We start from the raw sequence: 26,804 nt of genomic DNA, 5'->3' as shown, positions 1-26,804 counted from the left end.
CTCCGGGAAAACCGGCTCGCGGCTGCCCGTACCCTGGTCTGGTGAGCGGTGAGAGCGGATTGAAGAGCTACAAGGTCGTCACGCACGGCTGTCAGATGAACGTCCACGACTCCGAGCGGCTGTCGGGCCTGCTGGAGGACGCCGGGTACGTCAAGGCCGGCCAGGACGGCGACCCGGACCTGGTCGTGTTCAACACCTGTGCGGTGCGCGAGAACGCCGACAACAAGCTGTACGGCAACCTCGGGCAGCTCGCACCGGCCAAGAGCCGCCACCAGGGCATGCAGATCGCCGTCGGCGGCTGCCTGGCCCAGAAGGACCGCGAGACCATCGTCAAGCGCGCCCCCTGGGTCGACGTGGTGTTCGGCACCCACAACATCGGCCACCTGCCGGCGCTGCTGGAGCGGGCCGCCGTCGAGCGCAAGGCCCAGGTCGAGATCCTGGAGTCGCTGGAGACCTTCCCCTCCACGCTGCCCACCCGCCGTGAGTCCGCGTACGCGGCCTGGGTCGCCATCTCGGTCGGCTGCAACAACACCTGCACCTTCTGCATCGTCCCCGCGCTGCGCGGCAAGGAGGAGGACCGCCGTCCCGGCGACGTCCTCGCCGAGATCGAGGCGCTGGTGGACGAGGGCGTCATCGAGGTGACCCTGCTCGGCCAGAACGTCAACGCCTACGGCTCCGACCTGGGCGACCGCGAGGCCTTCTCCAAGCTGCTGCGCGCGGCCGGCGGGATCGAGGGCCTGGAGCGGATCCGCTTCACCTCGCCGCACCCGCGCGACTTCACCGACGACGTGATCGCCGCGATGGCCGAGACCCCGAGCGTGATGCACCAGCTGCACATGCCGCTGCAGTCCGGCTCGGACCGCGTCCTCAAGGCGATGCGCCGCTCCTACCGGCAGGAGCGTTTCCTCGGGATCATCCGCAAGGTCCGCGAGGCGATGCCGGACGCGGCGATCTCCACCGACATCATCGTGGGCTTCCCCGGCGAGACCGAGGAGGACTTCGAGAAGACGATGCACGTCGTCCGCGAGGCCCGCTTCACCAACGCCTTCACCTTCCAGTACTCCAAGCGCCCCGGCACCCCCGCCGCGGAGATGGCGGACCAGGTGCCGAAGGAGGTCGTCCAGGCCCGCTACGACCGGCTGATCGCGCTCCAGGAGGAGATCTCCTGGGACGAGAACAAGAAGCAGGTCGGCCGCACCCTGGAAGTCCTGGTCGCCGAGGGCGAGGGCAAGAAGGACGACCGGACCCAGCGGTTGTCCGGGCGCGCGCCCGACAACCGGCTGGTGCACTTCACGAAGCCCGAGGAGCCGGTGCGCCCCGGCGACATGGTGACCGTCGAGATCACCTACGCCGCTCCGCACCACCTGCTGGCCGAGGGCCCGGCCTTGGCCGTGCGCCGTACCCGGGCCGGCGACGCCTGGGAGAAGCGCCAGGCCAAGCCCGCCGACAAGCCGGCCGGCGTGATGCTCGGCCTGCCGAAGATCGGCGCCCCGGCCGAACTGCCGCTGGCCGCCCCGGCGGGCGGCGCCTGCTGCGGCGACTGACGCCCGCGCCCTGACGGCGGCCCGGCGGGAGCACCTGCGCTCCCGCCGGGCCGCCGTCGTCCCCGGGCCCGGTTCGCGGGCGGCAGGGCCTAGAGTGATCAGCATGCTGGTAGCCGCCGCCGTGTGCCCCTGTCCGCCGCTGCTCGTCCCCGAGGTCGCCGCCGGGGCCGCGCCCGAGCTGGACGCGCTGCGCGCCGCCTGCGACGAGGCGCTGGCGGCGCTCGTCGCCGCCGAACCGCAGCTGGTCGTGGTGGTGGGCGCCGGGCCGGAGGCCGAGGTGTGGACCGAGGGCGGGGCCGGGTCCTTCCACCGCTACGGGGTGCCGCTGGTCGCCAAGCTGCCCGGGGCGCGGGTCGAGGGGCCGGAGCTGGCGCCCTCGCTGACCGTCGGCGCCTGGCTGCTGGAGCGCGCCGGGGTGACCCTGCCGACGCACGCCTGCGCGGTGCCCGCCGACGCCCCCGCCGACCGGATGCTCGGCCTCGGCCAGGGCCTGGCCGGCCTCGCCGACCGGGTCGCCCTGCTGGTCCTCGGCGACGGCAGCGCCTGCCGCTCGCTGAAGGCGCCCGGTTACCTGGACGAGCGGGCCGAGGGCTTCGACGCCGCGCTGGCCGCCGCCCTGGGCTCCGCCGACCTGCCCGCCCTCGCCGCCGTCGACCCGGCGCTGGCCGCCGAACTCAAGGCGGAGGGCCGGGCGCCCTGGCAGGTGCTGGCCGGCGCCGCCGAGGGCGCCGGACTCACCGGGCGGCTGGGGTACCAGGACGCCCCGTACGGCGTCGGGTACTTCGTGGCGTCCTGGTCCTGACCGGTTACGGCTACGGCTGCGGGGGGCGGGGGGTCTGACCCTCCTCGCCGCCCGGCTTCGGCTTGTGGGCGAAGTCGCCGACCGCGTCCTTGGCCTTGCCGGTGCCGTGCTCGATCTTTTCGCTGTACTTGCCCTTGGTGGCCTTGTCGATCGCGCCGCCGGCCTTGTCCACGAACTGGTCGATCTGGTCGCTGTGCTTGCCCGCGAGCTCGCTGGCCTTCTCCTTGAGCTCCTCGGCCTTGCCCTTGAGGTTGTCCATCAGACCCATGGCGATCTCCTTCGTTCCCTGTCCCCTGTACAACGCACGCGACGGGTAAAGCGTTCGCAAAAACGGCGGTCGGCCGCGGCGAGGGCCGGGCGGGCCGGGGAACGGTCATGTCCTCGCGCAGTCGGGGGCGGGCGGCAGCCCGGTCCCGGCCGCCGCGGCGGTTTGCGAGACTGGAGCGGTGAGCAGCTCCCGTGTGATCAGCATCGTCGGCGCGACCGCCGCCGGAAAGTCCGACCTGGCCGTCGCCATCGCCCGCAGCCTCGGCGGCGAGGTGATCAACACCGACTCGATGCAGCTGTACCGGGGCATGGACATCGGTACGGCCAAGCTGACCATGGACGAGCGCGGGGGCGTGCCGCACCACCTGCTGGACGTCTGGGACGTCACCGAGGCCGCCAGCGTCGCCGAGTACCAGCGGCTGGCCCGGGCCGAGATCGACCGGCTGCTCGCCGCCGGGCGCACCCCCGTCCTGGTCGGCGGCTCCGGGCTGTACGTCCGGGCCGCGATCGACGAGATGGAGTTCCCCGGCACCGACCCCGGGGTGCGCGCCCGGCTGGAGGCCGAACTGGAGCAGGCCGGCCCGTACGCGCTCCACCGGCGACTGGCCGAGCTGGACCCGGCGGCCGCCGAGGCGATCCTGACCGGCAACGGGCGGCGGATCGTCCGCGCCCTGGAGGTCATCGAGATCACCGGACGGCCGTTCACCGCCAACCTGCCGAGCAACACCGCGGTGTACGAGGCGGTGCAGATCGGCGTCGCCGTCCCGCGCCCCGAGCTGGACGAGCGGATCACCCTGCGGGTGGACCGGATGTGGGAGGCCGGGCTGCTGGACGAGGTGCGGGAGCTGGAGAAGGCCGGACTGCGGGAGGGCCGGACCGCCTCCCGGGCGCTCGGCTACCAGCAGGTGCTCGACCACTTCGCCGGCGAGTGCACCGAGGGCGAGGCGCGGGCCGAGACCGTCCGCGCCACCAAGCGCTTCGCCCGCCGTCAGGAGTCCTGGTTCCGCCGGGACGACCGCATCCACTGGCTCTCCCGGCCGGCCGGCACCGACCCGGTCGAGTTGCTGGACCGCTCCCTCGAACTGATCGGCCGTCAGGAAGTTCCGGCCGCGTAGGACGGGTTCCGGCCAATTCGGTGGTGCACCTGCGTGCGCAGGCGACCGTGCAGAGCGCACCGGGGGTCACGGCCCGATCACGTGATGGCCACGGATCACCCGAGGACCCCGGTCAGGCCCCGAACGTCCCCTCTGGACATGCCATCATCGATGCCATAAGGGTCGGCCCGCGCGGGTCGACCGTGCCCGGCCGCGAGTCCGCTCGTGTCGAACTGTCAGGGGAGGCCGTGTGTCGACGGGTACCGGCCCCGAACCCGGCCAGAGCGGGAGCGTCACCGCACCGGCCGAGGAGTTCGACGAGTCGACGATGGGCGACCTCCCCGTGCTGACCGGCCTGGAGGCGCCGACCTCCTACGCCTCCGCGGTGCCCGCGCTGGACACCCGCACCCCGCCGGACGCCGCCGTGCACGAGCGAGAGATCCGGCCGCTGCGCCGGCTCCGCTGGTGGCAGACCCTGCCGATCGCGCTGCTCGGCACCCTCGGCTCGCTGATGTTCGCCTTCCCGCTCGCCTTCGGCTCCGCCGGGGCGCGGGCCACCATGATCGGGATGCTCGGGCTGCTGTTCACCGCCGCCTCGTTCGGCTGGGGTGCGATGGCCGCCCGGCACGCCGGCTACAAGTGGCCGGGGCTGCCGCGCCGGGGCTCCGGGCAGCGGGCCGGCTGGAAGGCCATCGTGGTCTACACCCTGATCGCGCTCGCCGCCTGCGCGCTCGCGGTCTGGCGGGTCGCCTACCTGCGCTGAGCCGGGCGGCGCCCTCCTTCCCGCCCGGCGGCGGGCGGGCGGGCATCAGTACCATCGGAGGGGTGAGCGCATCCTCTCCCCAGCAGTCCTCCTCCCAGCGGGCCGGCCTCCCCTTCTTCAAGGGGCACGGCACCCAGAACGACTTCGTGATCGTGCCGGACCCGGACGGCGTGCTGGAGATCGGCCCGGAGGCCGTCGCCGCGCTGTGCGACCGGCGGGCCGGCATCGGCGGCGACGGGCTGCTGCGCGTGGTGCGCGCGGCCGCCGACCCGGCCGCCGCGGACCAGGCCGACCGGGCCGAGTGGTTCATGGACTACCGCAACTCCGACGGCAGCATCGCCGAGATGTGCGGCAACGGCCTGCGGGTCTTCGCCCGCTTCCTGGTCGAGACGGGCCTGGCGAAGCCGGGTGAGCTGGCGATCGCCACCCGCTCCGGGGTGCTCACCGCGAAGGTCGCCGAGGACGCGGGGGACGGCACTCCCGGCCAGGTCACCATCGACATGGGCCGGGCCCGGCTGCCCGGCCCGGACGGCATCGAGGTCGCGGTCGGCGGGCGGCGCTGGCCCGCGCTGAACGTCAACATGGGCAACCCGCACGCGGTGGCCTTCGTGGAGAGCCTGGACCACGCCGGGGACCTGTTCACCGCGCCGCTCACCAGCCCCGAGGGGGCGTACCCGGAGGGCGTCAACGTCGAGTTCGTGGTGGACCGCGGCCCGCGGCACGTCGCGATGCGGGTGCACGAGCGCGGCTCGGGCGAGACCCGCTCCTGCGGCACCGGCGCCTGCGCCGTCGCGGTGGCGGCCATCCGCCGGGACGGCGTGGACCCGGCGGTCACCGGCGAGGCGGTCTCGTACACCGTGGACGTGCTGGGCGGCCGGCTGGTCATCACCGAGCACCCGGACGGCCAGGTGGAGATGACCGGGCCGGCGGTGATCGTGGCCGAGGGGCGGCTCGACGAGCGCTGGTGGGCGGCCCTGACCCAGGCCTGACAGCCCGGTTTGCCCAGTTCGCGCGGTGACGAATCCCCCCGATCGGGTGATACCGCTCGCGGACGGGAATCACTGCGTCGCGGAACGTGCTCTGCTCGGTAGCATGGACCACCGGGTCGATCACCCCGCGGGGAGGGGCAGCGCCCGGCGACGTTGCCGGAGGTGCCGATGACCATCGAAGCCGGGCAGCCCCCTTTCGCGGGGCAGCCGACGAGCGTACGGCAGGCCGGGGCCAGGAGGCCCCTCGGAGAGCTCGGCCGGGCCGCCCTCGGCCGGGCCGGGCGGGCCGCCTTACTGGCGACCGGGCGCCCGCCCGTGCCGGACGCCCTGGAACCGCTGGTCCGGGTGCACCGGCAGCACCACCCGCAGGCGGACCTCGCCCTGCTCGCCCGGGCGTACCGGCTGGCCGAGGCCAGCCACCGCGGCCAGAAGCGCAAGAGCGGCGAGCCGTACATCACCCACCCGCTGGCCGTCACCATGATCCTGGCCCAACTCGGAGCCGGGACGACCACCTTGGTCGCCTCGCTGCTGCACGACACGGTCGAGGACACCGAGTTGACGCTGGACCAGGTCAGCGCGGGGTTCGGCCCGGAAGTCGCCTACCTGGTCGACGGGGTGACGAAGCTGGAGAAGGTCGACTTCGGCGCCGCCGCCGAGGCCGAGACCTTCCGCAAGATGCTGGTCGCCACCGGGGACGACGTCCGGGTGATGGTGATCAAGCTCGCCGACCGGCTGCACAACATGCGCACCATCCGGCACATGAAGCCGGCCAGCCAGGTGCGGATCGCCAAGGTCACCCGGGACGTGCTGATCCCGCTGGCCGAGCGGCTCGGCATCCAGGTGCTCAAGGCGGAGCTGGAGGACATCGTCTTCGCCACCCTGCACCCCGAGGAGCACGCCCGCACCCGCGCCCTGATGGCCGGTCACGAGGCCGAGCCGGACGCCCTGCTGGAGCCCTTCGCCCGCCGGCTGGCCCGCCAGCTGGCCGAGGCCGGGATCGCCGCCGAGGTGACGGTACGGCCCCGGCACTGCGTCTCGCTGCACCGGGTGCTGGTCAAGCGGGCCGCCGCACCCGGCCCGGACGGGCAGCCGCAGCGGCCGCAGCCGGCCGACTTCGGGCGGCTGCTGGTGGTGGTCGAGGAGAACGCCGACTGCTACGCCGTGCTCGGTGAGCTGCACACCTGCTGGACGCCGTTGCCGGGGGAGTTCAAGGACTTCGTCGCCGCCCCCAAGTTCAACCTCTACCAGTCGCTGCACACCGCCGTGGCGCTGGACGGCGAGGTGGTGGAGGTACTGGTCCGGACCCGGCGGATGCACGAGGTGGCCGAGACCGGGGTGGTCGCGCTCGGCGACCCGTCCCGGTCCGGCGCCGCCCAGGACGCCGACGAGCTGGACCGCACCGACCCGGCCCGGCCCGGCTGGCTGAGCCGGCTGCTGGAGTGGCAGCAGGAGACCCCCGACCCGGACGCCTTCTGGTCCGCACTCACCGCCGACCTGGCCGGCGACCGCGAGATCACCGTGGTGACGGAGAGCGGTGAAACGCTTCAGCTCAGGGCCGGGGCCAGCTGCGTGGACGCCGCCTACCTGCTCGGCGAGGAGACCGGCCACCGATGTATCGGCGCCCGGGTCAACGGCCGGCTGACCGCACTGTCCACCGTGCTCCAGGACGGGGACGTGCTCGCGGTGCTCACCGAGGGCCCGCCGGCCGCCGGCCAGCGCGGCGCCGAACCCTCGGGACCCTCCCCGGAGTGGCTGGCGCACGCCCGTACCCCCGCCGCCCGGCTGGCCATCGAGCGCTGGCTCGCCGACCACCCGGCCCGGCTGCCGGTGGTGCGCACCGGACCGGCCGGCGGCCAGCCCGCCCCGCCCGCGCACCCGGCGGGCGAGCGGCGGTCCGCCCCGGTCGCGGTGGCCGGCCGGCCCGGGGCGACGGTGCGGCTGGCCCGCTGCTGCACGCCCGTCCCCCCGGACGAGGTGGCCGGCTACCCGATCCGCGGCGGCGCGGTCGCCGTGCACCGCACCGGCTGCCCCGCCGGGCAGCGGCTGCGCGCCGACGGGCGCGCCGAGCTGGAGGTCCGCTGGCAGCCGGAGGACGCCCCCGCGGCCGGCCACCCGCCGACCCTGCTGCGGGCCACCCTGCGGGCCGAGGCGCTGAACCGGCCCCGGCTGCTCGCCGACCTCACCGCGGCGATCTCCGCCGAGGGCGTGGGCATCGTCTCCGCCGAGGTCGAGCCGCCGCAGGAACTGCGGGTCCGGCACACCTACACGGTCGAGCTGCCCGAGCCGGGCGCCCTGCCCGCCCTGATGCGGGCGATGCTCAGGGTCTCCGGGGTGTACGACGTGAGCCGTCCGCACGCCCCCGAGGGGACGCAGGCCCGGCACTCCGGTGGAAATGGGGGTGACCCGCCCCTGCCGGGCGTGGGACCATCATGGGGAATTCACGGCCGGTCCACGGCGTTCCCAGAGCACAGGAGCTCTGGCGGGACTCAAGGGCCTCCGCCGCAGCATTCCAGCGACCAAAGGACAGAATGACCTCCACGTTCGACACCCGCGACCACGCCGACGCCCCGCGCCGCCTCGACGGTCTGCGGGCGGAAGCCCTCATGGACGAGGACCTCGCGGCCATCGACGAGGACCTCGGCCACAACTACGACGGCGACCAGTACGACCGCAGCGAGCGCGCAGCGCTGCGCCGGGTCGCCGGCCTCTCCACCGAACTCGAAGACGTCACCGAGGTCGAGTACCGCCAGCTTCGTCTGGAGCGCGTGGTGCTCGTCGGCGTCTGGACCGACGGCACCCTGGAGGAGGCGGAGAACTCGATGGCCGAGCTCGCCGCCCTCGCCGAGACGGCCGGCTCCGAGGTCCTGGACGGCGTCATCCAGCGCCGCGACAAGCCCGACGCGGCCACCTACATCGGCTCCGGCAAGGCGCAGGAGCTGCGCGACATCGTCGCCTCCAGCGGCGCCGACACCGTGGTCTGCGACGGTGAGCTCACCCCCGGCCAGCTGATCCACCTGGAGGACGTGGTCAAGGTCAAGGTCGTCGACCGGACGGCCCTGATCCTGGACATCTTCGCCCAGCACGCCAAGTCCCGGGAGGGCAAGGCGCAGGTGTCGCTGGCGCAGATGCAGTACATGCTGCCGCGCCTGCGCGGCTGGGGTCAGTCGCTGTCCCGGCAGATGGGTGGCGGTGGCTCCGGCTCCTCGGGCGGAGGCATGGCCACCCGTGGTCCCGGTGAGACCAAGATCGAGACCGACCGGCGCCGGATCCGCGAGAAGATGGCGAAGCTCCGCAAGGAGATCGCCGACATGAAGAAGGGCCGCGACACCAAGCGCCAGGAGCGCAAGCGCCACCAGGTGCCGTCCGTGGCCATCGCCGGGTACACCAACGCCGGCAAGTCCTCCCTGCTCAACCGGCTCACCGGCGCGGGCGTGCTGGTGGAGAACGCGCTGTTCGCCACCCTGGACCCGACCGTGCGCCGGGCCCAGACCCCGAGCGGGCGGCTGTACACCCTGGCCGACACCGTCGGCTTCGTCCGGCACCTGCCGCACCACCTCGTCGAGGCCTTCCGCTCGACCATGGAGGAGGTCGCCGACGCGGACCTCATCCTGCACGTGGTGGACGGCTCTCACCCCGAGCCGGAGACGCAGCTGGCCGCCGTCCGCGAGGTCATCGTCTCGGTCGACGCGCAGAACGTCCCCGAGATCGTGGTGATCAACAAGGCGGACGCCGCCGACCCGCACGTGCTGCAGCGCCTGCTGCGCCGCGAGCCGCACGCCATCGTGGTGTCGGCCCGCAGCGGGGCGGGGATCGAGGAGCTGCTGAAGCTCATCGACGACGAGCTGCCGCGTCCGGCCGTCGAGGTGCGGGCCCTGGTGCCCTACACCCAGGGCGCGCTGGTCTCCCGGGTGCACAAGGAGGGCGAGCTGCTCGCCACCGAGCACACCGGCGAGGGCACGCTGCTGCACGCCAAGGTGCCGGCCGAGCTGGCCGCCGAGCTGGAGCACTTCACGGTCGCCCTGCAGGGCTGACCGGCCCGCTGGAGCAGCCCCCGGACGATTTCCGTCCGGGGGCTACTTCACGTTCTTGGCGAAGTAGTCGAAGGCCTGCTTCGCCTGCTCCTGGAGGGACGGCCCGGCCAGGTAGCCGACCGGGTTGCGGTTGCCGATCGAGCTGACGCTGACCAGGTTGGGCTTGCCGTCCCGGGTGACGAACCAGCCGCCGCCGCCCGCGCCGCCGGTCATGGTGCAGCCGGTCACGTACATCGGCGGGCGGGCCGGGTCGAAGGACAGCCGGCCCGGCGCGGCGGCGGAGTCGCAGCGCTGCAGCTCGGTGCCGTCGAAGGGCCGCTCGACCGGGTAGCCGAAGACGGTGGCCGAGGTGATCCGCTCGCGGGGGGCGTTGAACCAGACCGGGACGGAGCCGCCGACGGTCTCCTCCAGGGAGCGGCCGGAGTCGGACTCCCCGCGCACCCGGACGATCCCGTAGTCGTACTGGTCGTGGGCGCCGACGCCGCCCTCCTGGAGCCAGGTCGGCGACACCAGCGCGCGCACCGCCGTCCAACGGCCGTACGGGGCGGCCTGCCGGTCGTCGTACGGCTTGCCGCGGGCCGCCCGGCCGTCCCGGTTGAAGGCGGGCACGAAGACCAGGTTCTTGACCCAGCCGCCGCCCTTGCCGTCGTGCAGGCAGTGGGCGGCGGTGTAGACCAGGTCGCTGCGGCCCGGGTTGAGCGGGTCGGAGACCACCGTGCCGGAGCAGACCGCGTCGCCCTGGGAGGTGGTCATCAGCAGCTTGCCGACCAGGGCGGCGTCCGGGCCGTACGGGTGCGGCTGCGGACGGGCCTGGACGGCGGCCGGCGGGGTGTCGCGCTGGACGGTGGCCGGGGAGGCGGCGGTCAGGGAGTACTCGGGGGTGGGCCGGGCCCTGGCGGCCTCCGTCCGGGCGGCCGTCCAGTAGCCGGGGGCCACCTGGTTGCTGAAGCCGCTGTCGGCGACGTACCGGGCCCAGTCCTCCAGCTTCCAGCCGCTCAGGTCGCCGAGGCTGGTCGGCGCGGCCTTGGGCAGCGCCGCGGGCGGGGCGGCCGGGGCGGCCGGGGCGGCGGGGCCGTCCGGGCCGCAGGCGGCCGCGGTGAGCGTCAGGGCGGCGAGCAGCGCGGCGCCGGCCGTGGCGGCCCGCCGCGCCCTGGAGTCTCCGGCGCGGGTGTTGCTCGTGGTGCTCACAGTGTCCGTGGTGCTGATGGTGCTGGTGTTGCTCATGGTGCCGTCAATGCTGGTGGTGCTGATGGTGCGCAAGCTGAGGAGACCCCCGTGGTGGTGCCGGTCACTGCTTCCTGGAGATCCAGTCCAGGGCCTGCTTGGCGACCGTCTCCAGGTACGGGCCGCTCAGCGAGGTGTGCTCCTGGGTGCCGATCGAGGTGTTGCTGACCAGCGCGGTCCGACCGTCCGGCATGGTGGCGAACCAGCCGCCGCCGCTGGCGCCCTGGGTCATGTTGCAGCCGACGGTCAGCATGGACGGGCGCTTGGCGTCGAAGGACAGCCGGGTGGGCTTGCCCCCGTCGCACTTGTACAGCTCCTGGCCGTCGAACGGCTTGACCAGCGGGTAGCCGACGGCCGACACCTTGAGCTGGTCGCGGGGCGCGTCGAACCACACCGGGGCGGCCGAACCGACCGTCTCCTCCAGGGACTTGCCGTTGTCGTTCTGGTTGTGCACGCGCATCACGGCGAAGTCGTACTGGTTGGCGGCGTCGCCGGTCGGGCCGCCCTCGACCATCCACTGCGGGGAGGTGACGACCTGGTCGGCCCACCAGGTGCCGAGCGGGGCCAGCTCGGACAGCGGGGCCTTCCTGCCGCCGCTGGAGGCACCGGAGTTGTTGTACGCGGGGACGAAGACCAGGTCCTTGTAGAAGTCGCCGCCCTTGCCCTGGTGGACGCAGTGGGCGGCGGTCCAGACCAGGTTGCTCCTGCCCGGGTGCTGGGGGTCGGCGACCACCGTCGCCGAGCAGTTGCCGCGGCCGCCCTGGGCGGAGAAGAACACCTTCCCGGAGGGCTGCTTGAGGTACGGGCGGGGCACCTGGACGGCCTTGACCACCGGCGGCTCCGGGTCGGTCACGCCGTCGTCCGCGGCCGGCTTGGCGGTCGGCGGGGCCGGGTCGGCGGGCTTGGCGTCGCCCATCTTGTCCGGGTTCCAGAAGTCCTTCACCACCGGGTTGTTGAAGACGTGCTTGGACGCCCACTTGTCCCAGTCGTCGAACTTCCACTTCTTCAGGTCGTCCCAGCTCTTCGGCAGGCCCTCCAGCAGGCCGCTCGGCAGGCCGGACGGAAGGGTGATCCCTCCGATGACGCCGCCGCCCGGGCTCGCCGAGGCGCTCGCGTCCGTGGCGGGCGGCGGCGCCGCGGTCCGGTCGTCACCCGCCGGGCCGTCCGGTCCGCAGGCGCTCGCGGCCAGCAGTGTTCCGGTGACCAGGGCGGCGGCCATGGCTGACCGGTGGATCGATGGCATCTGTGCGCTTCCCCCTGTGCTCGGTGCGGACTTCGGTACGGCGGCTCGCCGCCCTGGAGTCTTCCATCGACGGCGAGGACGGCGGCGGCCGCCCCCCGGGTTCCGCAACTGACCGGTGGTCACCGGTCCGTGACGCGGGGCCGTTCCCCTCGTTGGCACAGCAGGGCGGCCCGGCCCGGTGGTGCACTATCCCCGGTCTTCACCCGGACGAGTGATCCATCCTTGTGATCTCCCGTCAGGGATAGGTAACCCTTACCTGACGCGACGGTGCGAGCGCCCGCCCACCTCCTCCGCCACCAGCGCGCGTCCGCACCTCCACGCGCACCAAGGAGCAGCCTTGAGCACCACCCTCACCGGAGCCCCGCCCGTACCGCCGCCGACAGCGGCCCGGGCCGCCTCGCCCGACCCGCTGCTGCACCCCGACCCCGCCGTCGCCGCCGAACAGGCCGCGCTGGAAGCCCTGTTGAGGTGCTGGACGCGGGAGACCGGCGCCCGCCCCGGAACGGACGGCCGACTGCGGATCGACGTCCTGGGCGGCGCCGCCCGGCTCACCGCCCCGGTCCGCTACTGGTCGTCCGGCGGCTGGCACCGCTTCGGGCCGGCCACCCTCTCCGCCGGCGAGGGGACCGCGGCGGCCCCGGTGGACGCCGTCACCGCCGCCGCACTGCTCGCCGCCGCGGCCGCCGAACGGCCCGACCCGGGACAGGTCGCCGACCTCGCCGCCCGGGTCGCCGACTCGGTGATGCGCACCGCCGAGATCCTCGCCCACCGCCGCACCGGCGCCGAACCCGGCGGGCCGGAGAGCTCCCACTTCCTCTCCGCCGAACAGTCCCTGCTGCTCGGCCACCCGCTGCACCCCACCCCGAAGAGCCGCGACGGCCTCGGCCCGGCCCAGAGCGCCGCGTACTCGCCCGAACTCCACGGCTCCTTCCAGCTGCACTGGTTCGCCGTGGACCGCGCACTCCTCGCGACCGGCTCGGCCGTCGCCCGGAGCGCCGACCGGCTCACCGCCGCCCTGCTCGGCGGCGCCGCCGCCCTGCCGCCCGGCACCGCCGCCCTGCCGCTGCACCCCTGGCAGGCCCGCGAACTCGCCCACCGCCCGGCCGTCGCCGCCCTGCTCGCGGACGGACTGCTGCACGACCTCGGCCCGGCCGGTGAACCCTGGTACCCCACCTCCTCGGTGCGCACCGTCTACCGGCCCGGCGCGCCGTGGATGCTCAAGCTCTCGCTCGGCCTGCGGATCACCAACTCCCGCCGGGAGAACCTGCGCAAGGAGCTCCACCGCGGCCTGGAGGTGCACCGGCTGCTGGAGAGCGGGCTCGCCGCCGAGTGGCGCGCCGCCCACCCCGGCTTCGACATCGTCCGCGACCCGGCCTGGATCGGCGTCGACCACCCCGACCTCGGCGACCCCGGCGGCCTGGACACCGTGCTGCGCGCCCAGCCCTTCGCGCCCACCGAGCGCGCGCTGTGCGTGGCCGGGCTGGTCGCCGAACAGCCGCGCGGCACCGGCACCACCGTGCCGTCCCGGCTCGGCGACACCCTGCGCTCGCTCGCCGCCCGCACCGGCCGCCCGCTGCCCACCGTCGCCGCCGAATGGTTCCTGCGCTACCTGGACGCCGTCGTGCTGCCCGTCCTCTGGATGGACGGCCGGGGCGGCATCGCGCTGGAGGCGCACCTGCAGAACAGCATCGTCCTGCTGGACGCCGAGGGCTGGCCCAGCGGCGGCCGCTACCGCGACAACCAGGGCTACTACTACCGGGAGAGCGCCGCCGAACGGCTCACCGCCCGACTGCCCGGACTCGGCGCGCAGAGCGACACCTTCCTGCCCGACGCCGTCATCGACCACCACTTCGCCTACTACCTCGGCATCAACCACGTGCTCGGGCTGATCGGCGCGCTCGGCTCCCAGGGCCTCGCCGACGAGAGCGTGCTGCTGGCCGGGCTGCGCCGGTTCCTGGCCGGCCCGCGGGCCGCCGCCACCGGCTCGACGCTGCCCGCCCTGCTGCTGGACGCGCCCGCCCTGCCCTGCAAGGCCAACCTGCTCACCAGGATCAACGGCCTGGACGAGCTGGTCGGGCCGGTCGCCACCCAGTCCGTGTACGTGGACATCCCCAACCCGGTGGCGAGCGGCTGATGCTGGACGACCTGCCCGGGTGGGGCGAAGTCCCCACCCCGGCCGGCCGGTTCCGGCTCAGCCCGGTCCGGCTGCCGGCCGACCTGGAACTGCTCACCTGCTGGATGAACGACCCCGAGATCGACGAGTTCTGGGCGCTCGCCGGGCCGCCTGCCGTCACCGAGCGGCACCTGCGGGCCCAACTCGACGGCGACGGGCGCAGCGTGCCCTGCCTCGGCCTGCTCGACGGCGCGCCGATGAGCTACTGGGAGGTCTACCGCGCCGACCTCGACCCGCTCGCCGCGCACTACCCGGCCCTGCCGCACGACACCGGCGTGCACCTGCTGCTCGGACCCGCCGCCAGCCGGGGCCGGGGACTCGGGGCCCAGCTGCTGGCCGCGCTCGCAGAAATGATTCTCCGCCGACTGCCCGACTGCGGACGGGTGGTGGCCGAACCGGACGTCCGCAACCGCCGATCGGTCCGCGCCTTCGAACGGGCCGGGTTCCGGGCCGCCGCCGAACTCGACCTGCCCGACAAGCGCGCCGCCCTGATGATCCGTGACCGCGACGCAGGGCCTGTCCTGCAGGCCCGACTCCCCGCCTAGGAAGCCCCAGTGGACACCCTCCTCCCGCACGACCCCCCGTACGACCTGCTCGGCGTCGGCATCGGCCCGTTCAACCTCTCGCTCGCGGCCCTCGCCGAGCCCGTACCCGGCCTGCGCACCCTCTTCTGCGACCAGCGCCCGGAGTTCCGCTGGCACCACGGCATGCTGGTGGACGGCGCCCGGATGCAGGTGCCCTTCCTCGCCGACCTGGTCTCGCTGGTGGACCCGACCAACCCGTGGTCCTTCCTCAACTACCTGCGCGCCCAGGACCGGCTCTTCCCGTTCTACTTCGCCGAACGCTTCCAGCTGCCCCGCCGGGAGTACGACCACTACTGCCGCTGGGCCGCCGAGCGGCTGCCCAACTGCCGCTTCGGCACCGAGGTCACCGCCCTGCACCGGGAAGGCGCGCTGTTCCGGGTCGAGCTGACGGACACCGCGACCGGGCGGCGCACCGAGGCCAGGGCCCGCAACCTCGCGCTCGGCGTCGGCACCCGGCCCGTGCTGCCCGACGCCTTCGCCGCCCTGGCGGACCACCCCCGGGCCTTCCACTCCGCCGAGTACCTGGACCGCCGCGCCGACCTGGCCGGCGCCCGGGACATCACCGTGATCGGCAGCGGCCAGTCCGGCGCCGAGGTCTTCCTCGACCTGCTCCGCCGCCACGACGGCGACGACGTCCGGCTGCGCTGGCTCACCCGCACCAGGGCGCTCGCCCCCATGGAGTACTCCAAGCTCGGCCTGGAACACTTCACCCCCGACTACACCCGCTACTTCCACGGCCTGCCCGGGCCCGTCCGGGACGCCCTGGTCACCGCCCAGTGGCAGCTGCACAAGGCCGCCAGCGCCGAGACCCTCGCCGAGATCCACGACCACCTCTACGAGCGCACCATCGGCCGCCCGATCGACGCCGCCCCGGTCGAGATCACCCCCGGCACCGCCGTCACCGACGCCCGGCCCGGCCCCTGCGGCGGCCTCGAACTCCACTGCCGGCACACCGACTCCGGCGCCGAGCACGTGGTGCGCACCGACGCCGTGGTGCTCGCCACCGGCTACCGCGCCGCCCGCCCGGCCGCCCTCGAACCGCTCGCCCACCTGATCGACTGGGACGAGTACGGGCGCTACCGGGTCGACCTGGACCACCGGGTCGCCACCCGGCCCGGGCTCACCGGCGGCCTCTACGTGCAGAACGCCGAGCTGCACACCCACGGCGTCGGCACCCCCGACCTCGGTCTCGGCGCCCACCGGGCCGCCGTCATCCTCAACGCCGTCACCGGGCGCACCGTCCACCGGCTGCCCGAACGCACCGCCTGGACCGGCTTCGCGCCACCCGTCCCCGCCGCCCCCGCCAGCCCGGCCGCCGCTCCGGCCGGCGCCACCGCCCGGCCCGCACACCCCACCCCCGTCGTCCCCCGCCCCCAGGAGCTGACCCGTGCCGCAACCGTCGGCCGCTGAACCGCCGCTCTACCTGCCCCCGCACCTCACCGCCGGGCACTGGCAGCGGGCCGGCCGCGCCCTGCTCGCCAAGATGCTCGGCGAGTTCGCCTACGAGGAACTGCTCAGCCCCGTCCCCGGCGCCCTCGACGGCGAGTACCTGCTGAAACTTCCCGCGGCCGAGTACCGCTTCGCGGCCCGCCGCGGCGCCTACGACAGCTGGCAGGTCGACCCGGAGTCGATCCGCTGCTCACGACCGGACGGCCTGGACCCGCTGCGCTTCCTCCCGTACGCCCGGGAGACCCTCGGGATGGGCGGTGAGACCACCGCCCACCTGGTCCGCGAGCTCTCCGCCACCCTGACCGCCGACGCCCGCCAGCTCGCCACCGCGCTCACCGCCGCCGAACTCGCCGACCTCGACCACCCCGCGCTGGAGGGCCGGCAGGGCGGCCACCCGTGGATCGTCCCCAGCAAGGGCCGGATCGGCTTCTCCGGCACCGACGCCGCCCGCTGGACCCCGGAGGCCCGCAGCCCCCGGCCGCTGCCCTGGATCGCCGTCCACCGCCGGCTCGCCCAGTACCGCGGCGTGCCCGGCCTGGAGCACCCCGAGCAGCTCTACGCCCGCGAGCTGGACGACGTCGACGCGCTGCGCGCCCCGCTCGGCGCCGACGCCGACGACTACCTGCTGCTGCCCGTCCACCCCTGGCAGTGGGACGAGACGGTACTGCCGCTGTTCGCGCCCTGGATCGCCTCCGGCGAGATCGTCCCGCTGGCCTCGGACGGCGACCCACGGCTGCCCCAGCAGTCCATCCGCTCCTTCTTCAACACCGCCCACCCCGAGCGCTGCACCGTCAAGCTGCCGCTGTCCATCCTCAACACCCTGGTCTGGCGCGGACTGCCGGTCGAACGGACCCTCGCCGCGCCCGCCGTCACCGCCTGGCTGCACCGGCTGCGCGACGCCGACCCGTTCCTACGGGACGAGTGCCGGGTGATCCTGCTCGGCGAGATCGCCTCCGTCACCGTCGACCACCCCCTCTACCGGGAGATGCCCGAATCCCCCTACCAGTACAAGGAGCTGCTCGGCGCGATCTGGCGCGAACCGCTCGGCCCCTTCCTCGCCCCGGACGAACGCGCCCGCACCCTCGCCGCCCTGCTGCAGACCGGCTCCGACGGGCGCGCGCTCGCCGCCGAACTGATCACCCGCTCCGGCCTCACCCCCGCCGGGTGGACCGGCCGGCTGTTCGCCGCGATGCTGCCGCCGCTGCTGCACTTCCTCCACCGCTACGGACTGGTCTTCTCCCCGCACGGCGAGAACGCCATCGTGGTCTTCGACGACCGCGGCACCCCGACCCGGCTCGCGGTCAAGGACTTCGTCGACGACGTCAACCTCAGCGACCAGGACCTGCCCGAACTGCGCGACCTGCCCGCGGAGGTCGCCGACGTGCTGCTGCGGGACGACCCCCAGGGCCTGTGCCAGTTCATCCACTCCGGGCTGTTCATCGGCGTCTTCCGCTATCTCGCCCCGCTGCTGGAGGCGCAGACCGGACTGCCCGAGACCGAGTTCTGGGCCCTGCTGCGCGCCGAGATCCACCGCTACCAGGACCGCTTCCCCGAGCTGCGTGAGCGCTTCGAGCTGTTCGACCTGTTCCGGCCCCGGATCGACCGGCTCTGCCTCAACCGCAACCGGCTGATCATGGACGGCTACCAGGACCGCCCGCACCGCCCGCACGCCGTCCGGCACGGGACGGTGCCGAACGCCCTGGTCGCCGTGGAGGTACGCGTTCCGGCCGAGCGGGACCGGATTGTCACCCCCGCCCCGTAGGGTGGAAGGGTCATGACGAACGACTCCGAATCCCACGACTTTGAATCCCAGGGGGCGACGGACCTCGGCGACGAGGCCGGGGACGCCGTCGCCGTCCCGCGCTCGCGGATCCCCGAGCTGCTCCACGCCGCGGTCGAGTCCGTCGGCGGCGTCGAGCGCCCCGGCCAGGTGCGGATGGCCGAGGCCGTCGCCGACGCCGTCGACCACGGCGAGCACCTGCTCGTCCAGGCCGGCACCGGCACCGGCAAGTCCCTCGCCTACCTGGTGCCGGCCCTCGCCCACGGCGACCGGGTGGTGGTCGCCACCGCCACCCTGGCGCTTCAACGCCAGCTGGTGGAACGGGACTTGCCGCGCACGGTCGAGGCGCTGCACCCGGTGCTGCGCCGCCGCCCGCTGTTCGCGATGCTCAAGGGCCGCTCCAACTACCTGTGCCTGCACCGCGCCAACGAGGGCACCCCGAGCGACGAGGGAGAGGGCCTCTTCGACCCGGTGGACGCGCTCGGCGGCCCCGCGGGCAAGCTCGGCCAGGAGGTGCTGCGGCTGCGCGACTGGGCGGAGGAGACCGAGACGGGCGACCGGGACGACATGAGCCCCGGCGTCTCGGACAAGGCCTGGGCACAGCTGTCCGTCACCTCCAAGGAGTGCCTGGGCGCCACCCGCTGCGCGTACGGGCAGGAATGCTTCGCGGAGAAGGCCCGGGAGCGGGCCAAGCTGGCGGACGTCGTGGTCACCAACCACGCGATGCTCGCGATCGACGCGATCGAGGGTGCGCCGGTGCTGCCCGAGCACGGGCTGCTGATCGTGGACGAGGCGCACGAGCTGGTCAACCGGGTCACCGGCGCGGCCACCGCCGAGCTGACCGTCGGCGCCGTCAACCGGGCGGTGAAGCGGGCGGCCCGGCTGGCCAACGAGAAGGCCGTGGACCTGCTCCAGGCCGCCGCCGAGAACTACCACGGCCTGATGGAGACCGCCCAGCCCGGCCGGGTCGAGGAACTGCCCGAGTACCTGGCGTACGCGGTCACCGCGATCCGGGACGCCGCCCGGCAGGTGATCACCTCGCTCGGTGAGACCAGGGACAAGGGGCTCAGCGACGAGGACGCGGTCCGCAAGCAGGCGATGGCCTCGGCCGAGACCCTGCACGAGACGGCCGAGCGCCTGCTGGAGGACTCCGAGTACGACGTCGTCTGGATCGAGCGCAGCGACCGCTACGGGCTGGGCACCGCCTCGCTGCGGGTCGCGCCGCTGAGCGTGTCCGGGCTGCTGCGCGAGGGGCTCTACAAGGAGCGATCGGTGGTGCTCACCTCGGCCACCCTCAAGCTGGGCGGGGACTTCAACGCAGTGGCCGGCTCGCTCGGCCTGCCGAAGGAGACCAGGCTGCCGGACCAGCGCACGCCCGGCGACAACCCGGAGCCGGGCTTCGGGGAGGACGCCGTCCCGTACTGGCGGGGGATCGACGTCGGCTCGCCGTTCAAGTACCCCAAGCAGGGCATCCTGTACGTCGCCAAGCACCTCGCCGACCCCGGGCGCGATCCCGAACGGCCGGACATGCTGGACGAGTTGGAGGAGCTGATCGGCGCAGCCGGCGGGCGGGCGCTCGGCCTGTTCTCCTCGATGCGAGGTGCCCAGGCGGCCGCCGAGGCGATGCGGGAGCGGCTGGACCACCGGATCCTGCTGCAGGGCGAGGACACCCTGGGCGAGTTGATCCGGGAGTTCGCCTCGGACGCGACCACCTGCCTGTTCGGCACGCTCTCGCTGTGGCAGGGCGTGGACGTGCCCGGCTCGGCCTGCCAGCTGGTCGTGATGGACCGCATCCCCTTCCCGCGGCCGGACGACCCGCTGATGAGCGCCCGTCAGAAGGACGTCGAACAGCACGGCGGCAACGGCTTCATGGCCGTCGCGGCGACGCACGCGGCGCTGCTGATGGCGCAGGGCGCGGGCCGGCTGGTGCGCGCGGCGGACGATCGGGGCGTGGTGGCGGTGCTCGACCCGCGGGTGGAGACCAAGCGGTACGGGGGCTTCTTCCGGTCCTCGATGCCGGAGTTCTGGTACACCACGGACCGCAACCAGGTGCGCCGCTCATTGGCGGCGATCGACGCGTCGGCGCCGCCGGTGCGGCCGGTGGCCAAGCGGGGCTGAGCGGTGGCCGAGCGGGGCTGAGCGGCCCTCGGGGGCCGCGGCCCTTTCGGGCGTCGCCCGGGAACGCCGCTTCGGGCGTCGCCCGGGAACGCCGGAGGGGCTCCCCGCTGCGGCGGCGGAGCCCCTCTCCGGTGTGTGGGGTGCGCGGGCGGGCGTCGTCAGAGGCGGCGCAGGACCGCGACGACCTTGCCGAGGATGGTGGCGTTGTCGCCGTTGATCGGCTCGTAGGCCGGGTTGTGCGGCATCAGCCAGATCCGGCCGTCCTCGCGCTTGAGCCGCTTGACGGTGGCCTCGCCGTCGATCATCGCGGCCACGATGTCGCCGTTCTCGGCGACCGGCTGGCGGCGCACGGTGACCCAGTCGCCGTCGCAGATGGCCGCCTCGATCATCGAGTCGCCGCGCACGGTGAGCGCGAACAGCTCGCCCTCGCCGACCAGCTGGCGGGGCAGCGGGAAGACGTCCTCGACGGTCTGCTCGGCCAGGATCGGGCCGCCGGCGGCGATCCGGCCGACCAGCGGCACGTAGGAGGTGGAGGGGCGCCCGGCCGTCTCGGCGGTGTTGGGGCGGGCCACCTCGACGCCGCGGACCTCGTAGGCGCGCGGGCGGTGCGGGTCGCGGCGGAGGAAGCCCTTGCGTTCCAGGGCCATCAGCTGATGGGCGACCGAGGAGGTGCTGGACAGGCCCACGGCCTGGCCGATCTCGCGCATGGACGGCGGGTAGCCGCGGCGCTGGACGGAGTCGCGGATGACCTCGATCACCCGGCGCTGGCGCTCGGTGAGGCCGGCCTCGTCGGTGCGGATACCGGGGGGGCGGCCGGGCATCGCGCGGGCCGGGGAGGCGTGGGTGTCGTCCATTGCGGGGGAGTGCTCGATCGGCTGGTCGGGGACGCGGCCGGTGGTGGAAACGGCCGGGCCGGAGAGGCGGTGGTCTTCGCTACGGTCCATGCTGATGTCCACGCTCTGCTGATTCGTGGTGCGCTGCCCCACCTTGAACTGGGAGTGTTCCTGCACCGGGATGGTGTTGCTTTCGATGGTGTTCACGGCGGCCCCTCTCGACGGCTGTCCTCTCCCTTTTCCAGCCCAACGCACCTCCTATCGAAAGGTTGCGCCAAACACACGTTCGAGTGAATTATTCGGGAGTTGGCTGACTCGATCAAGGCTTTGTTGTACATCGAGCAATTGTTCGACCGGATGTCGACCCCGGAAGTCTAATCGGCGTCGACACGCCATGGGTGTCGCATCCCCCGAAGACCTAGATGTAGTGGCTAGAGTCCTCTCCGTGCCCAGTACTAGTGGTCGCGTCGCATGATCAGCTTGCCGAGGCCGGGGGCGCATCGCATAGACTCAACCGGTCCGCACGTCCTGCCAGGGAGGGATCCCCAGGTGCACTGCCCCTTCTGCCGGCACTCCGACAGCCGCGTTGTCGACAGCCGGACCACCGAGGACGGCAGCTGCATTCGCCGTCGTCGACAGTGCCCGGACTGCGGTCGTCGATTCACCACGGTGGAGACGGCCGCGCTGATGGTCGTGAAGCGCAGCGGCGTCACCGAACCCTTCTCCCGCCAGAAGGTGATCACCGGAGTCCGCAAGGCCTGTCAGGGCCGCCCGGTCACCGAGGACGCCCTCGCCCAGCTCGGGCAGCGGGTCGAGGAGTGCGTGCGCGCCAGCGGCAACGCCGAGCTGACCACCCACGACGTCGGGCTGGCCATACTCGGCCCGCTGAAGGAACTCGACCTGGTCGCGTACCTGCGCTTCGCCAGCGTGTACCAGGCCTACGACGGACTTGAGGACTTCGAGGCCGCCATCGCGGAACTCCGCGCCGAGCGGCCCGCCACCGAGGCGGACGGCACCTGCGTGCCCGTTGCCGCCGCCGCGCCCTAGGAGGCGCGCCGGGCCCCCGCGGGCCCGCCACGAGCCAACGCGACGACGGTCCCCAGCGGGCCGTCAGCACCACAGGCCCCGCGTGGGCCCACGCGTGCCCGGAAACGGGGCACGTAACACTACAAACCGTGCGTAAGCGGGCGAGGACTCCGCCTGCCCGCACACCGGAAGAACGAACCAGCGGTGCCCGGATTTTTCGGGGCACTTCGGGCGTTTGCCCAGGAGGAGGAGCGAGAAGTGACAGACACCACGAGCGGTTCCGCACGCGGGTCGAAGTCCGAGAAGGCCGCGGCCAAGGGCGCCAAGGCCCCGAAGGGCGGTCTCCGGATGGAGCGCATCTACACCACCCCTGGCGTGCACCCGTACGACGAGGTCCGCTGGGAGCGGCGCGACGTCGTCATGACCAACTGGCGCGACGGCTCGATCAACTTCGAGCAGCGGGGCGTGGAGTTCCCGGACTTCTGGTCGGTCAACGCCGTCAACATCGTGACGTCCAAGTACTTCCGCGGCGCCGTCGGCACCCCGCAGCGCGAGTGGAGCCTCAAGCAGATCATCGACCGCGTGGTGCTCACCTACCGCGCGGCCGGCGAGAAGCACGGCTACTTCGCCACCAAGGACGACGCCGAGATCTTCGAGCACGAGCTGACCCACGCCCTCCTCCACCAGGTGTTCAGCTTCAACTCGCCGGTCTGGTTCAACGTCGGCACCAAGCAGCCCCAGCAGGTCAGCGCCTGCTTCATCCTGTCCGTCGACGACTCCATGGAGTCGATCCTCGACTGGTACAAGGAGGAGGGCATGATCTTCAAGGGCGGCTCCGGCGCCGGTCTCAACCTCTCCCGCATCCGCTCCTCCAAGGAACTGCTGTCCTCCGGCGGCAACGCCTCCGGCCCGGTCTCCTTCATGCGCGGCGCCGACGCCTCGGCCGGCACCATCAAGTCCGGTGGCGCCACCCGCCGCGCGGCCAAGATGGTCGTGCTCGACGTCGACCACCCGGACGTCGAGGCCTTCATCGAGACCAAGGTGAAGGAGGAGGAGAAGATCCGCGCCCTGCGCGACGCGGGCTTCGACATGGACCTCGGCGGCGACGACATCGCCTCCGTGCAGTACCAGAACGCCAACAACTCGGTCCGCGTCAACGACGAATTCATGACCGCCGTCGAGAACGGCACCGAATTCGGCCTGCGCGCCCGGATGACCGGCGAGGTCATCGAGACCGTCGACGCCAAGAAGCTGTTCCGCAAGATGGCCGAGGCCGCCTGGGCCTGCGCCGACCCCGGAATCCAGTACGACTCCACCATCAACCACTGGCACACCTGCCCGGAGTCCGGCCGCATCAACGCGTCCAACCCGTGCTCGGAGTACATGCACCTGGACAACTCCAGCTGCAACCTCGCCTCGCTGAACCTGATGAAGTTCCTGCGCGAGGACGACTCGTTCGACGCCGAGGCCTTCGCCAAGGTCGTCGAGCTGGTCATCACCGCGATGGACATCTCCATCTGCTTCGCCGACTTCCCGACCGAGAAGATCGGCGAGACCACCCGCGCGTTCCGCCAGCTCGGCATCGGCTACGCCAACCTCGGCGCCCTGCTGATGGCCACCGGCCACGCCTACGACAGCGAGGGCGGCCGCGCCCTGGCCGGCGCCATCACCTCGCTGATGACCGGCACCGCCTACCGCCGCGGCGCCGAACTCGCCGGTGTGGTCGGCCCGTACGACGGCTACGCCCGCAACGCGGCCGCCCACCAGCAGGTCATGAAGCAGCACGCCGACGCCTCCCTGGACGCCGTCTCCTTCGACGACCTGGACGCCCCGGTCTGGCTCGCGGCCAACAAGTCCTGGCAGGACGTGCTGCGCATCGGCGCGCAGAACGGTTTCCGCAACGCCCAGGCCTCGGTGCTCGCCCCGACCGGCACCATCGGCCTGATGATGGACTGCGACACCACCGGCGTCGAGCCCGACCTGGCGCTGGTCAAGTTCAAGAAGCTGGTCGGCGGCGGCTCGATGCAGATCGTCAACGGCACCGTCCCGCGCGCCCTCAAGCGCCTCGGCTACCAGGACGAGCAGATCGAGGCGATCGTCGCCCACATCGCCGAGCACGGCAACGTGGTGGACGCCCCCGGCCTGAAGACCGAGCACTACGAGGTGTTCGACTGCGCGATGGGCGAGCGCTCCATCTCCCCGATGGGGCACGTGCGGATGATGTCGGCGATCCAGCCGTGGATCTCCGGCGCCATCTCCAAGACGGTGAACATGCCGGCCAGCGCGACCGTCGAGGACGTCGAGGAGATCTACTTCGAGGCGTGGAAGATGGGCGTCAAGGCGCTCGCCATCTACCGCGAGAACTCGAAGGTCGGCCAGCCGCTCTCGGCCAAGAAGAAGGACGCCGAGGGCAAGGCCGAGGAGGCCGCCGTTCCCGCCGCGGTCGAGAAGGTCGTCGAGTACCGTCCGGTCCGCAAGCGCCTGCCCAAGGGCCGTCCGGGCATCACCACCTCCTTCACGGTCGGTGGCGCCGAGGGCTACATGACCGCCAACTCCTACCCGGACGACGGCCTCGGCGAGGTCTTCCTGAAGATGTCCAAGCAGGGCTCGACCCTCGCGGGCATGATGGACGCCTTCTCCATCGCCGTCTCGGTCGGCCTGCAGTACGGCGTGCCGCTGGAGACCTACGTCTCGAAGTTCACCAACATGCGCTTCGAGCCGGCCGGTCTGACCGACGACCCGGACGTGCGGATGGCCCAGTCGATCGTCGACTACATCTTCCGCCGCCTGGCGCTGGACTTCCTGCCGTTCGAGACCCGCTCGGCGCTCGGTATCCACTCCGTCGAGGAGCGCACCCGCCACCTGGAGACGGGCTCCTACGAGCCGCTGGAGGCCGAGGAGCTCGACACCGAGTCGCTGGCCCAGTCCGCCCCGGTCGCCACGGCCAAGCCGGCCCCGGCCGTCGAGGCGCCCAAGCCGGCCCCGAAGCAGGCCCACAACTCCACGGAGCTGATGGAGATCCAGCTCGGCCTCAACGCCGACGCGCCGCTCTGCTTCTCCTGCGGCACCAAGATGCGCCGCGCCGGCAGCTGCTACCTCTGCGAGGGCTGCGGCTCCACCAGCGGCTGCAGCTGACCGCCGGACCGCCCCCGCGCGGGGTGAGCCACCGCTGAGGCGGGGCGAGGACTTCACGTCCTCGCCCCGCCTCTTCGCGTTGCCCGCGGGAGCCGATGTCACGAATGCGGGCGGTGTCCGGTCGGTAGGGGTGACGGCGTGTTCCGAGAGGAGTGGTGCGGTGATGGCGACGGTGCTGGTGACCGGGGCGACGGGGACGTTGGGCCGGGAGGTGGTGCGGCTGTTGGTGGCGCGAGGGGTGGCGGTGCGGGGGCTGAGCCGGCGGGCGCGGGCGGCGGGGGACGGCGTCGAGTGGGTGGTCGGGGACCTGGTCACCGGGGAGGGGATCGCGGCGGCGGTCGCCGGGGTCGGGACGGTGGTGGACTGCGCGACCACCCAGGGGAAGAAGGACGTGCCGGCGTTCGGGCGGCTGGTGGCGGCGGCCCGGGAGGCCGGGGTGCGGCACCTGGTGTACGTGTCGATCGTGGGGATCGACCGGGTGCCGATCGCGTACTACCGGGCGAAGCTCGGCTGCGAGCGGCTGCTGCGGGAGTCGGGGCTCGGGTGGACGGTGCTGCGGGCGACGCAGTTCCACGACCTGCTGCTGAAGGCCTTCGACCTGAGCGCGAAGCTGCCGGTGTTCCCGGTGGTGAGCGGCGCGCTGATCCAGCCGGTGGAGGTCCGGGAGGTGGCGGAGCACGTCGCCGAGCTGGTGGGGCGGGAGCCGGCCGGGTTCGCGCCGGAGGTGGGCGGCCCGCGGGTGCGGTCGTACCGGGAGCTGGCCGAGGCGTACCTGCGGGCGTCGGGCCGGCGGCGGCCGGTGCTGCCGCTGCGGCTCCCGGGGGCGGTGGGCCGGGCGCTGCGGGCGGGTGGGCTCACGGCGCCGGAGCGGGCGGTGGGGCGGGGCACCTTCGAGGAGGCGCTGGCGCGGCGGTTCGGCTGAGCCCCGCGGCCGAGCCCCGCGGCTGAGCCCCGCCGCCCGCCGCCCGTTTCACCGAAGCGGCGCGGCGGGTCGTGGTCGGCGCGCAGGAGGAGGCGAGGGGGTTGCGGCACGGCCACGTCGGGACGGAGCACCTGCTGCTGGCGGCCCTGGCCCGGCCGGACGACCCGGCGGCCGCGGTCCTGGCCGGGATGGGCCTGGACCACGAGGCGGCGCACCGCGCGGTGGTCCGGCTGCTCGGGCCGGGGGACGACGCCCAGGTGCTGGCCTCCATCGGCGTGGACCTGGACGCCGTCCGGGCCGCCGTGGAGTCGGCCTTCGGGGAGGGCGCGCTGGACTCGCCGGCGGACGAGGAGCCCAGGCGGCGGAACTGGTTCCGGTCCGGAGGGTCGAAGCCGGCGCGCAGCCCGTTCGGCCCCGGGGCGAAGAAGGCGCTGGAGCTGTCGCTGCGCGAGTCCCTGCGGCTGAAGTCGGGGGAGATCGCGGTCGGCCACCTGCTGCTCGGGGTGCTCCGGGTGGAGGACGGCCTCGGGCTGCGGATGGTCACCGACCACGGGCTGGACCCGGCGGCCGTGCGGCAGGCGGTGGAGGCCAAACTGTCCTGAGCGACCCCCGCTCGGCGGGAATGAAGGAGATTGGCCGTCAACTAGCGGGTTGAGGCCAATGTCTGAATCGATATGATCGGCCGAATGCGTGAACCGATCAGCCGCCCGTCGACGTTTCGCGACGTCGCCGGGCGGTCTGGTATGCGCCCGACCAGCTGTCGGCGGCCGCAACCGTCGCCGACCCGCCGCCCGCGCCGCCGCCCGCCGACGTTGCCGAGGACCGCC

Annotated in this window: 20 protein-coding genes; 16 read left to right on the top strand and 4 right to left on the bottom strand. The window is 73.3% G+C overall.

Annotated elements, in window-relative coordinates; translation table 11 throughout:
- Positions 1 to 41 precede the first annotated feature (41 nt).
- On the top strand, positions 42 to 1,544 hold the full coding sequence (miaB, locus tag ACIRVF_RS35580; protein WP_402827516.1) for a tRNA (N6-isopentenyl adenosine(37)-C2)-methylthiotransferase MiaB: 1,503 nt from the start codon (positions 42 to 44) through the stop codon (positions 1,542 to 1,544).
- A 103-nt stretch (positions 1,545 to 1,647) separates the two neighbouring features.
- On the top strand, positions 1,648 to 2,346 hold the full coding sequence (locus ACIRVF_RS35575; RefSeq protein ID WP_402827514.1) for a class III extradiol dioxygenase subunit B-like domain-containing protein: 699 nt from the start codon (positions 1,648 to 1,650) through the stop codon (positions 2,344 to 2,346).
- A 10-nt stretch (positions 2,347 to 2,356) separates the two neighbouring features.
- Here the strand turns inward: ACIRVF_RS35575 and ACIRVF_RS35570 are convergent, their stop codons facing one another.
- Entirely contained in the window at positions 2,357 to 2,614 is a 258-nt protein-coding gene (locus tag ACIRVF_RS35570; protein ID WP_402827511.1) for an antitoxin, read from the bottom strand.
- 178 nt (positions 2,615 to 2,792) lie between these two features.
- Between ACIRVF_RS35570 and miaA the strand changes: the two genes are divergently transcribed.
- The 5 genes from miaA (at position 2,793) to hflX (ending at position 9,490) form a co-directional block, all read left to right on the top strand.
- Complete coding sequence (gene miaA / locus ACIRVF_RS35565) at positions 2,793 to 3,728, top strand: tRNA (adenosine(37)-N6)-dimethylallyltransferase MiaA (protein WP_402827508.1); 936 nt, start codon at positions 2,793 to 2,795, stop codon at positions 3,726 to 3,728.
- Between the two features lie 229 nt (positions 3,729 to 3,957).
- Entirely contained in the window at positions 3,958 to 4,470 is a 513-nt protein-coding gene (locus ACIRVF_RS35560) for a hypothetical protein (RefSeq protein ID WP_402827505.1), read from the top strand.
- Positions 4,471 to 4,532: 62 nt separating this feature from the next.
- Positions 4,533 to 5,459 carry a diaminopimelate epimerase gene (dapF, locus tag ACIRVF_RS35555; protein WP_402827502.1) on the top strand — a complete coding sequence of 309 codons (927 nt, stop codon included), beginning with the start codon at positions 4,533 to 4,535 and terminating at the stop codon, positions 5,457 to 5,459.
- A 168-nt stretch (positions 5,460 to 5,627) separates the two neighbouring features.
- Entirely contained in the window at positions 5,628 to 7,991 is a 2,364-nt protein-coding gene (locus ACIRVF_RS35550; RefSeq protein WP_402827499.1) for a RelA/SpoT family protein, read from the top strand.
- Positions 7,988 to 9,490 carry a GTPase HflX gene (hflX, locus tag ACIRVF_RS35545; RefSeq protein ID WP_402827496.1) on the top strand — a complete coding sequence of 501 codons (1,503 nt, stop codon included), beginning with the start codon at positions 7,988 to 7,990 and terminating at the stop codon, positions 9,488 to 9,490. The genes ACIRVF_RS35550 and hflX overlap by 4 nt, the downstream gene beginning before the upstream one ends.
- A 42-nt stretch (positions 9,491 to 9,532) precedes the next feature.
- Here the strand turns inward: hflX and ACIRVF_RS35540 are convergent, their stop codons facing one another.
- On the bottom strand, positions 9,533 to 10,714 hold the full coding sequence (locus tag ACIRVF_RS35540) for a trypsin-like serine peptidase (protein WP_402827493.1): 1,182 nt from the start codon (positions 10,712 to 10,714) through the stop codon (positions 9,533 to 9,535).
- A gap of 64 nt (positions 10,715 to 10,778) precedes the next feature.
- The gene (locus ACIRVF_RS35535) at positions 10,779 to 11,957 is read right to left on the bottom strand and encodes a trypsin-like serine peptidase (RefSeq protein WP_402827490.1); all 1,179 of its coding nucleotides are present in this window, start codon (positions 11,955 to 11,957) and stop codon (positions 10,779 to 10,781) included.
- Positions 11,958 to 12,294: 337 nt separating this feature from the next.
- Between ACIRVF_RS35535 and ACIRVF_RS35530 the strand changes: the two genes are divergently transcribed.
- From ACIRVF_RS35530 to ACIRVF_RS35510, 5 genes are read left to right on the top strand one after another with little or no spacing between them, the layout of a single operon-like run.
- A complete protein-coding gene (locus ACIRVF_RS35530; RefSeq protein WP_402827487.1) occupies positions 12,295 to 14,091 on the top strand; it encodes an IucA/IucC family protein in 1,797 nt (598 codons plus the stop codon).
- Positions 13,983 to 14,675: a GNAT family N-acetyltransferase gene (locus ACIRVF_RS35525; protein ID WP_402827577.1), complete on the top strand. Its 693-nt coding sequence runs from the start codon at positions 13,983 to 13,985 to the stop codon at positions 14,673 to 14,675. The genes ACIRVF_RS35530 and ACIRVF_RS35525 overlap by 109 nt, the downstream gene beginning before the upstream one ends.
- 9 nt (positions 14,676 to 14,684) lie before the next feature.
- On the top strand, positions 14,685 to 16,124 hold the full coding sequence (locus ACIRVF_RS35520) for a lysine N(6)-hydroxylase/L-ornithine N(5)-oxygenase family protein (RefSeq protein ID WP_402827484.1): 1,440 nt from the start codon (positions 14,685 to 14,687) through the stop codon (positions 16,122 to 16,124).
- The gene (locus tag ACIRVF_RS35515; protein ID WP_402827481.1) at positions 16,102 to 17,925 is read left to right on the top strand and encodes an IucA/IucC family protein; all 1,824 of its coding nucleotides are present in this window, start codon (positions 16,102 to 16,104) and stop codon (positions 17,923 to 17,925) included. The genes ACIRVF_RS35520 and ACIRVF_RS35515 overlap by 23 nt, the downstream gene beginning before the upstream one ends.
- A gap of 12 nt (positions 17,926 to 17,937) precedes the next feature.
- Positions 17,938 to 20,061 carry an ATP-dependent DNA helicase gene (locus ACIRVF_RS35510; RefSeq protein ID WP_402827478.1) on the top strand — a complete coding sequence of 708 codons (2,124 nt, stop codon included), beginning with the start codon at positions 17,938 to 17,940 and terminating at the stop codon, positions 20,059 to 20,061.
- 158 nt (positions 20,062 to 20,219) lie between these two features.
- Here the strand turns inward: ACIRVF_RS35510 and lexA are convergent, their stop codons facing one another.
- Positions 20,220 to 21,005, bottom strand: a complete 786-nt coding sequence (gene lexA / locus ACIRVF_RS35505) for a transcriptional repressor LexA (RefSeq protein WP_402827574.1) — start codon at positions 21,003 to 21,005, stop codon at positions 20,220 to 20,222.
- A 438-nt stretch (positions 21,006 to 21,443) separates the two neighbouring features.
- Between lexA and nrdR the strand changes: the two genes are divergently transcribed.
- From nrdR to ACIRVF_RS35485, 4 genes are all read left to right on the top strand, one after another.
- Positions 21,444 to 21,941 carry a transcriptional regulator NrdR gene (gene nrdR, locus ACIRVF_RS35500; protein ID WP_402827475.1) on the top strand — a complete coding sequence of 166 codons (498 nt, stop codon included), beginning with the start codon at positions 21,444 to 21,446 and terminating at the stop codon, positions 21,939 to 21,941.
- Between the two features lie 237 nt (positions 21,942 to 22,178).
- Positions 22,179 to 25,055 (top strand): vitamin B12-dependent ribonucleotide reductase, encoded by a 2,877-nt coding sequence (locus ACIRVF_RS35495; RefSeq protein ID WP_402827472.1) that lies wholly within the window; start codon positions 22,179 to 22,181, stop codon positions 25,053 to 25,055.
- A 163-nt stretch (positions 25,056 to 25,218) separates the two neighbouring features.
- The gene (locus ACIRVF_RS35490; RefSeq protein ID WP_402827469.1) at positions 25,219 to 25,977 is read left to right on the top strand and encodes an SDR family oxidoreductase; all 759 of its coding nucleotides are present in this window, start codon (positions 25,219 to 25,221) and stop codon (positions 25,975 to 25,977) included.
- A gap of 71 nt (positions 25,978 to 26,048) precedes the next feature.
- Complete coding sequence (locus tag ACIRVF_RS35485; RefSeq protein ID WP_402827466.1) at positions 26,049 to 26,579, top strand: Clp protease N-terminal domain-containing protein; 531 nt, start codon at positions 26,049 to 26,051, stop codon at positions 26,577 to 26,579.
- Positions 26,580 to 26,804 lie beyond the last annotated feature (225 nt).

Origin of the sequence: Kitasatospora sp. NPDC101157 (genome assembly GCF_044768255.1) — a bacterium.
Classification (GTDB): domain Bacteria; phylum Actinomycetota; class Actinomycetes; order Streptomycetales; family Streptomycetaceae; genus Kitasatospora.
This window is presented reverse-complemented; position numbering and strand designations above follow the sequence as displayed.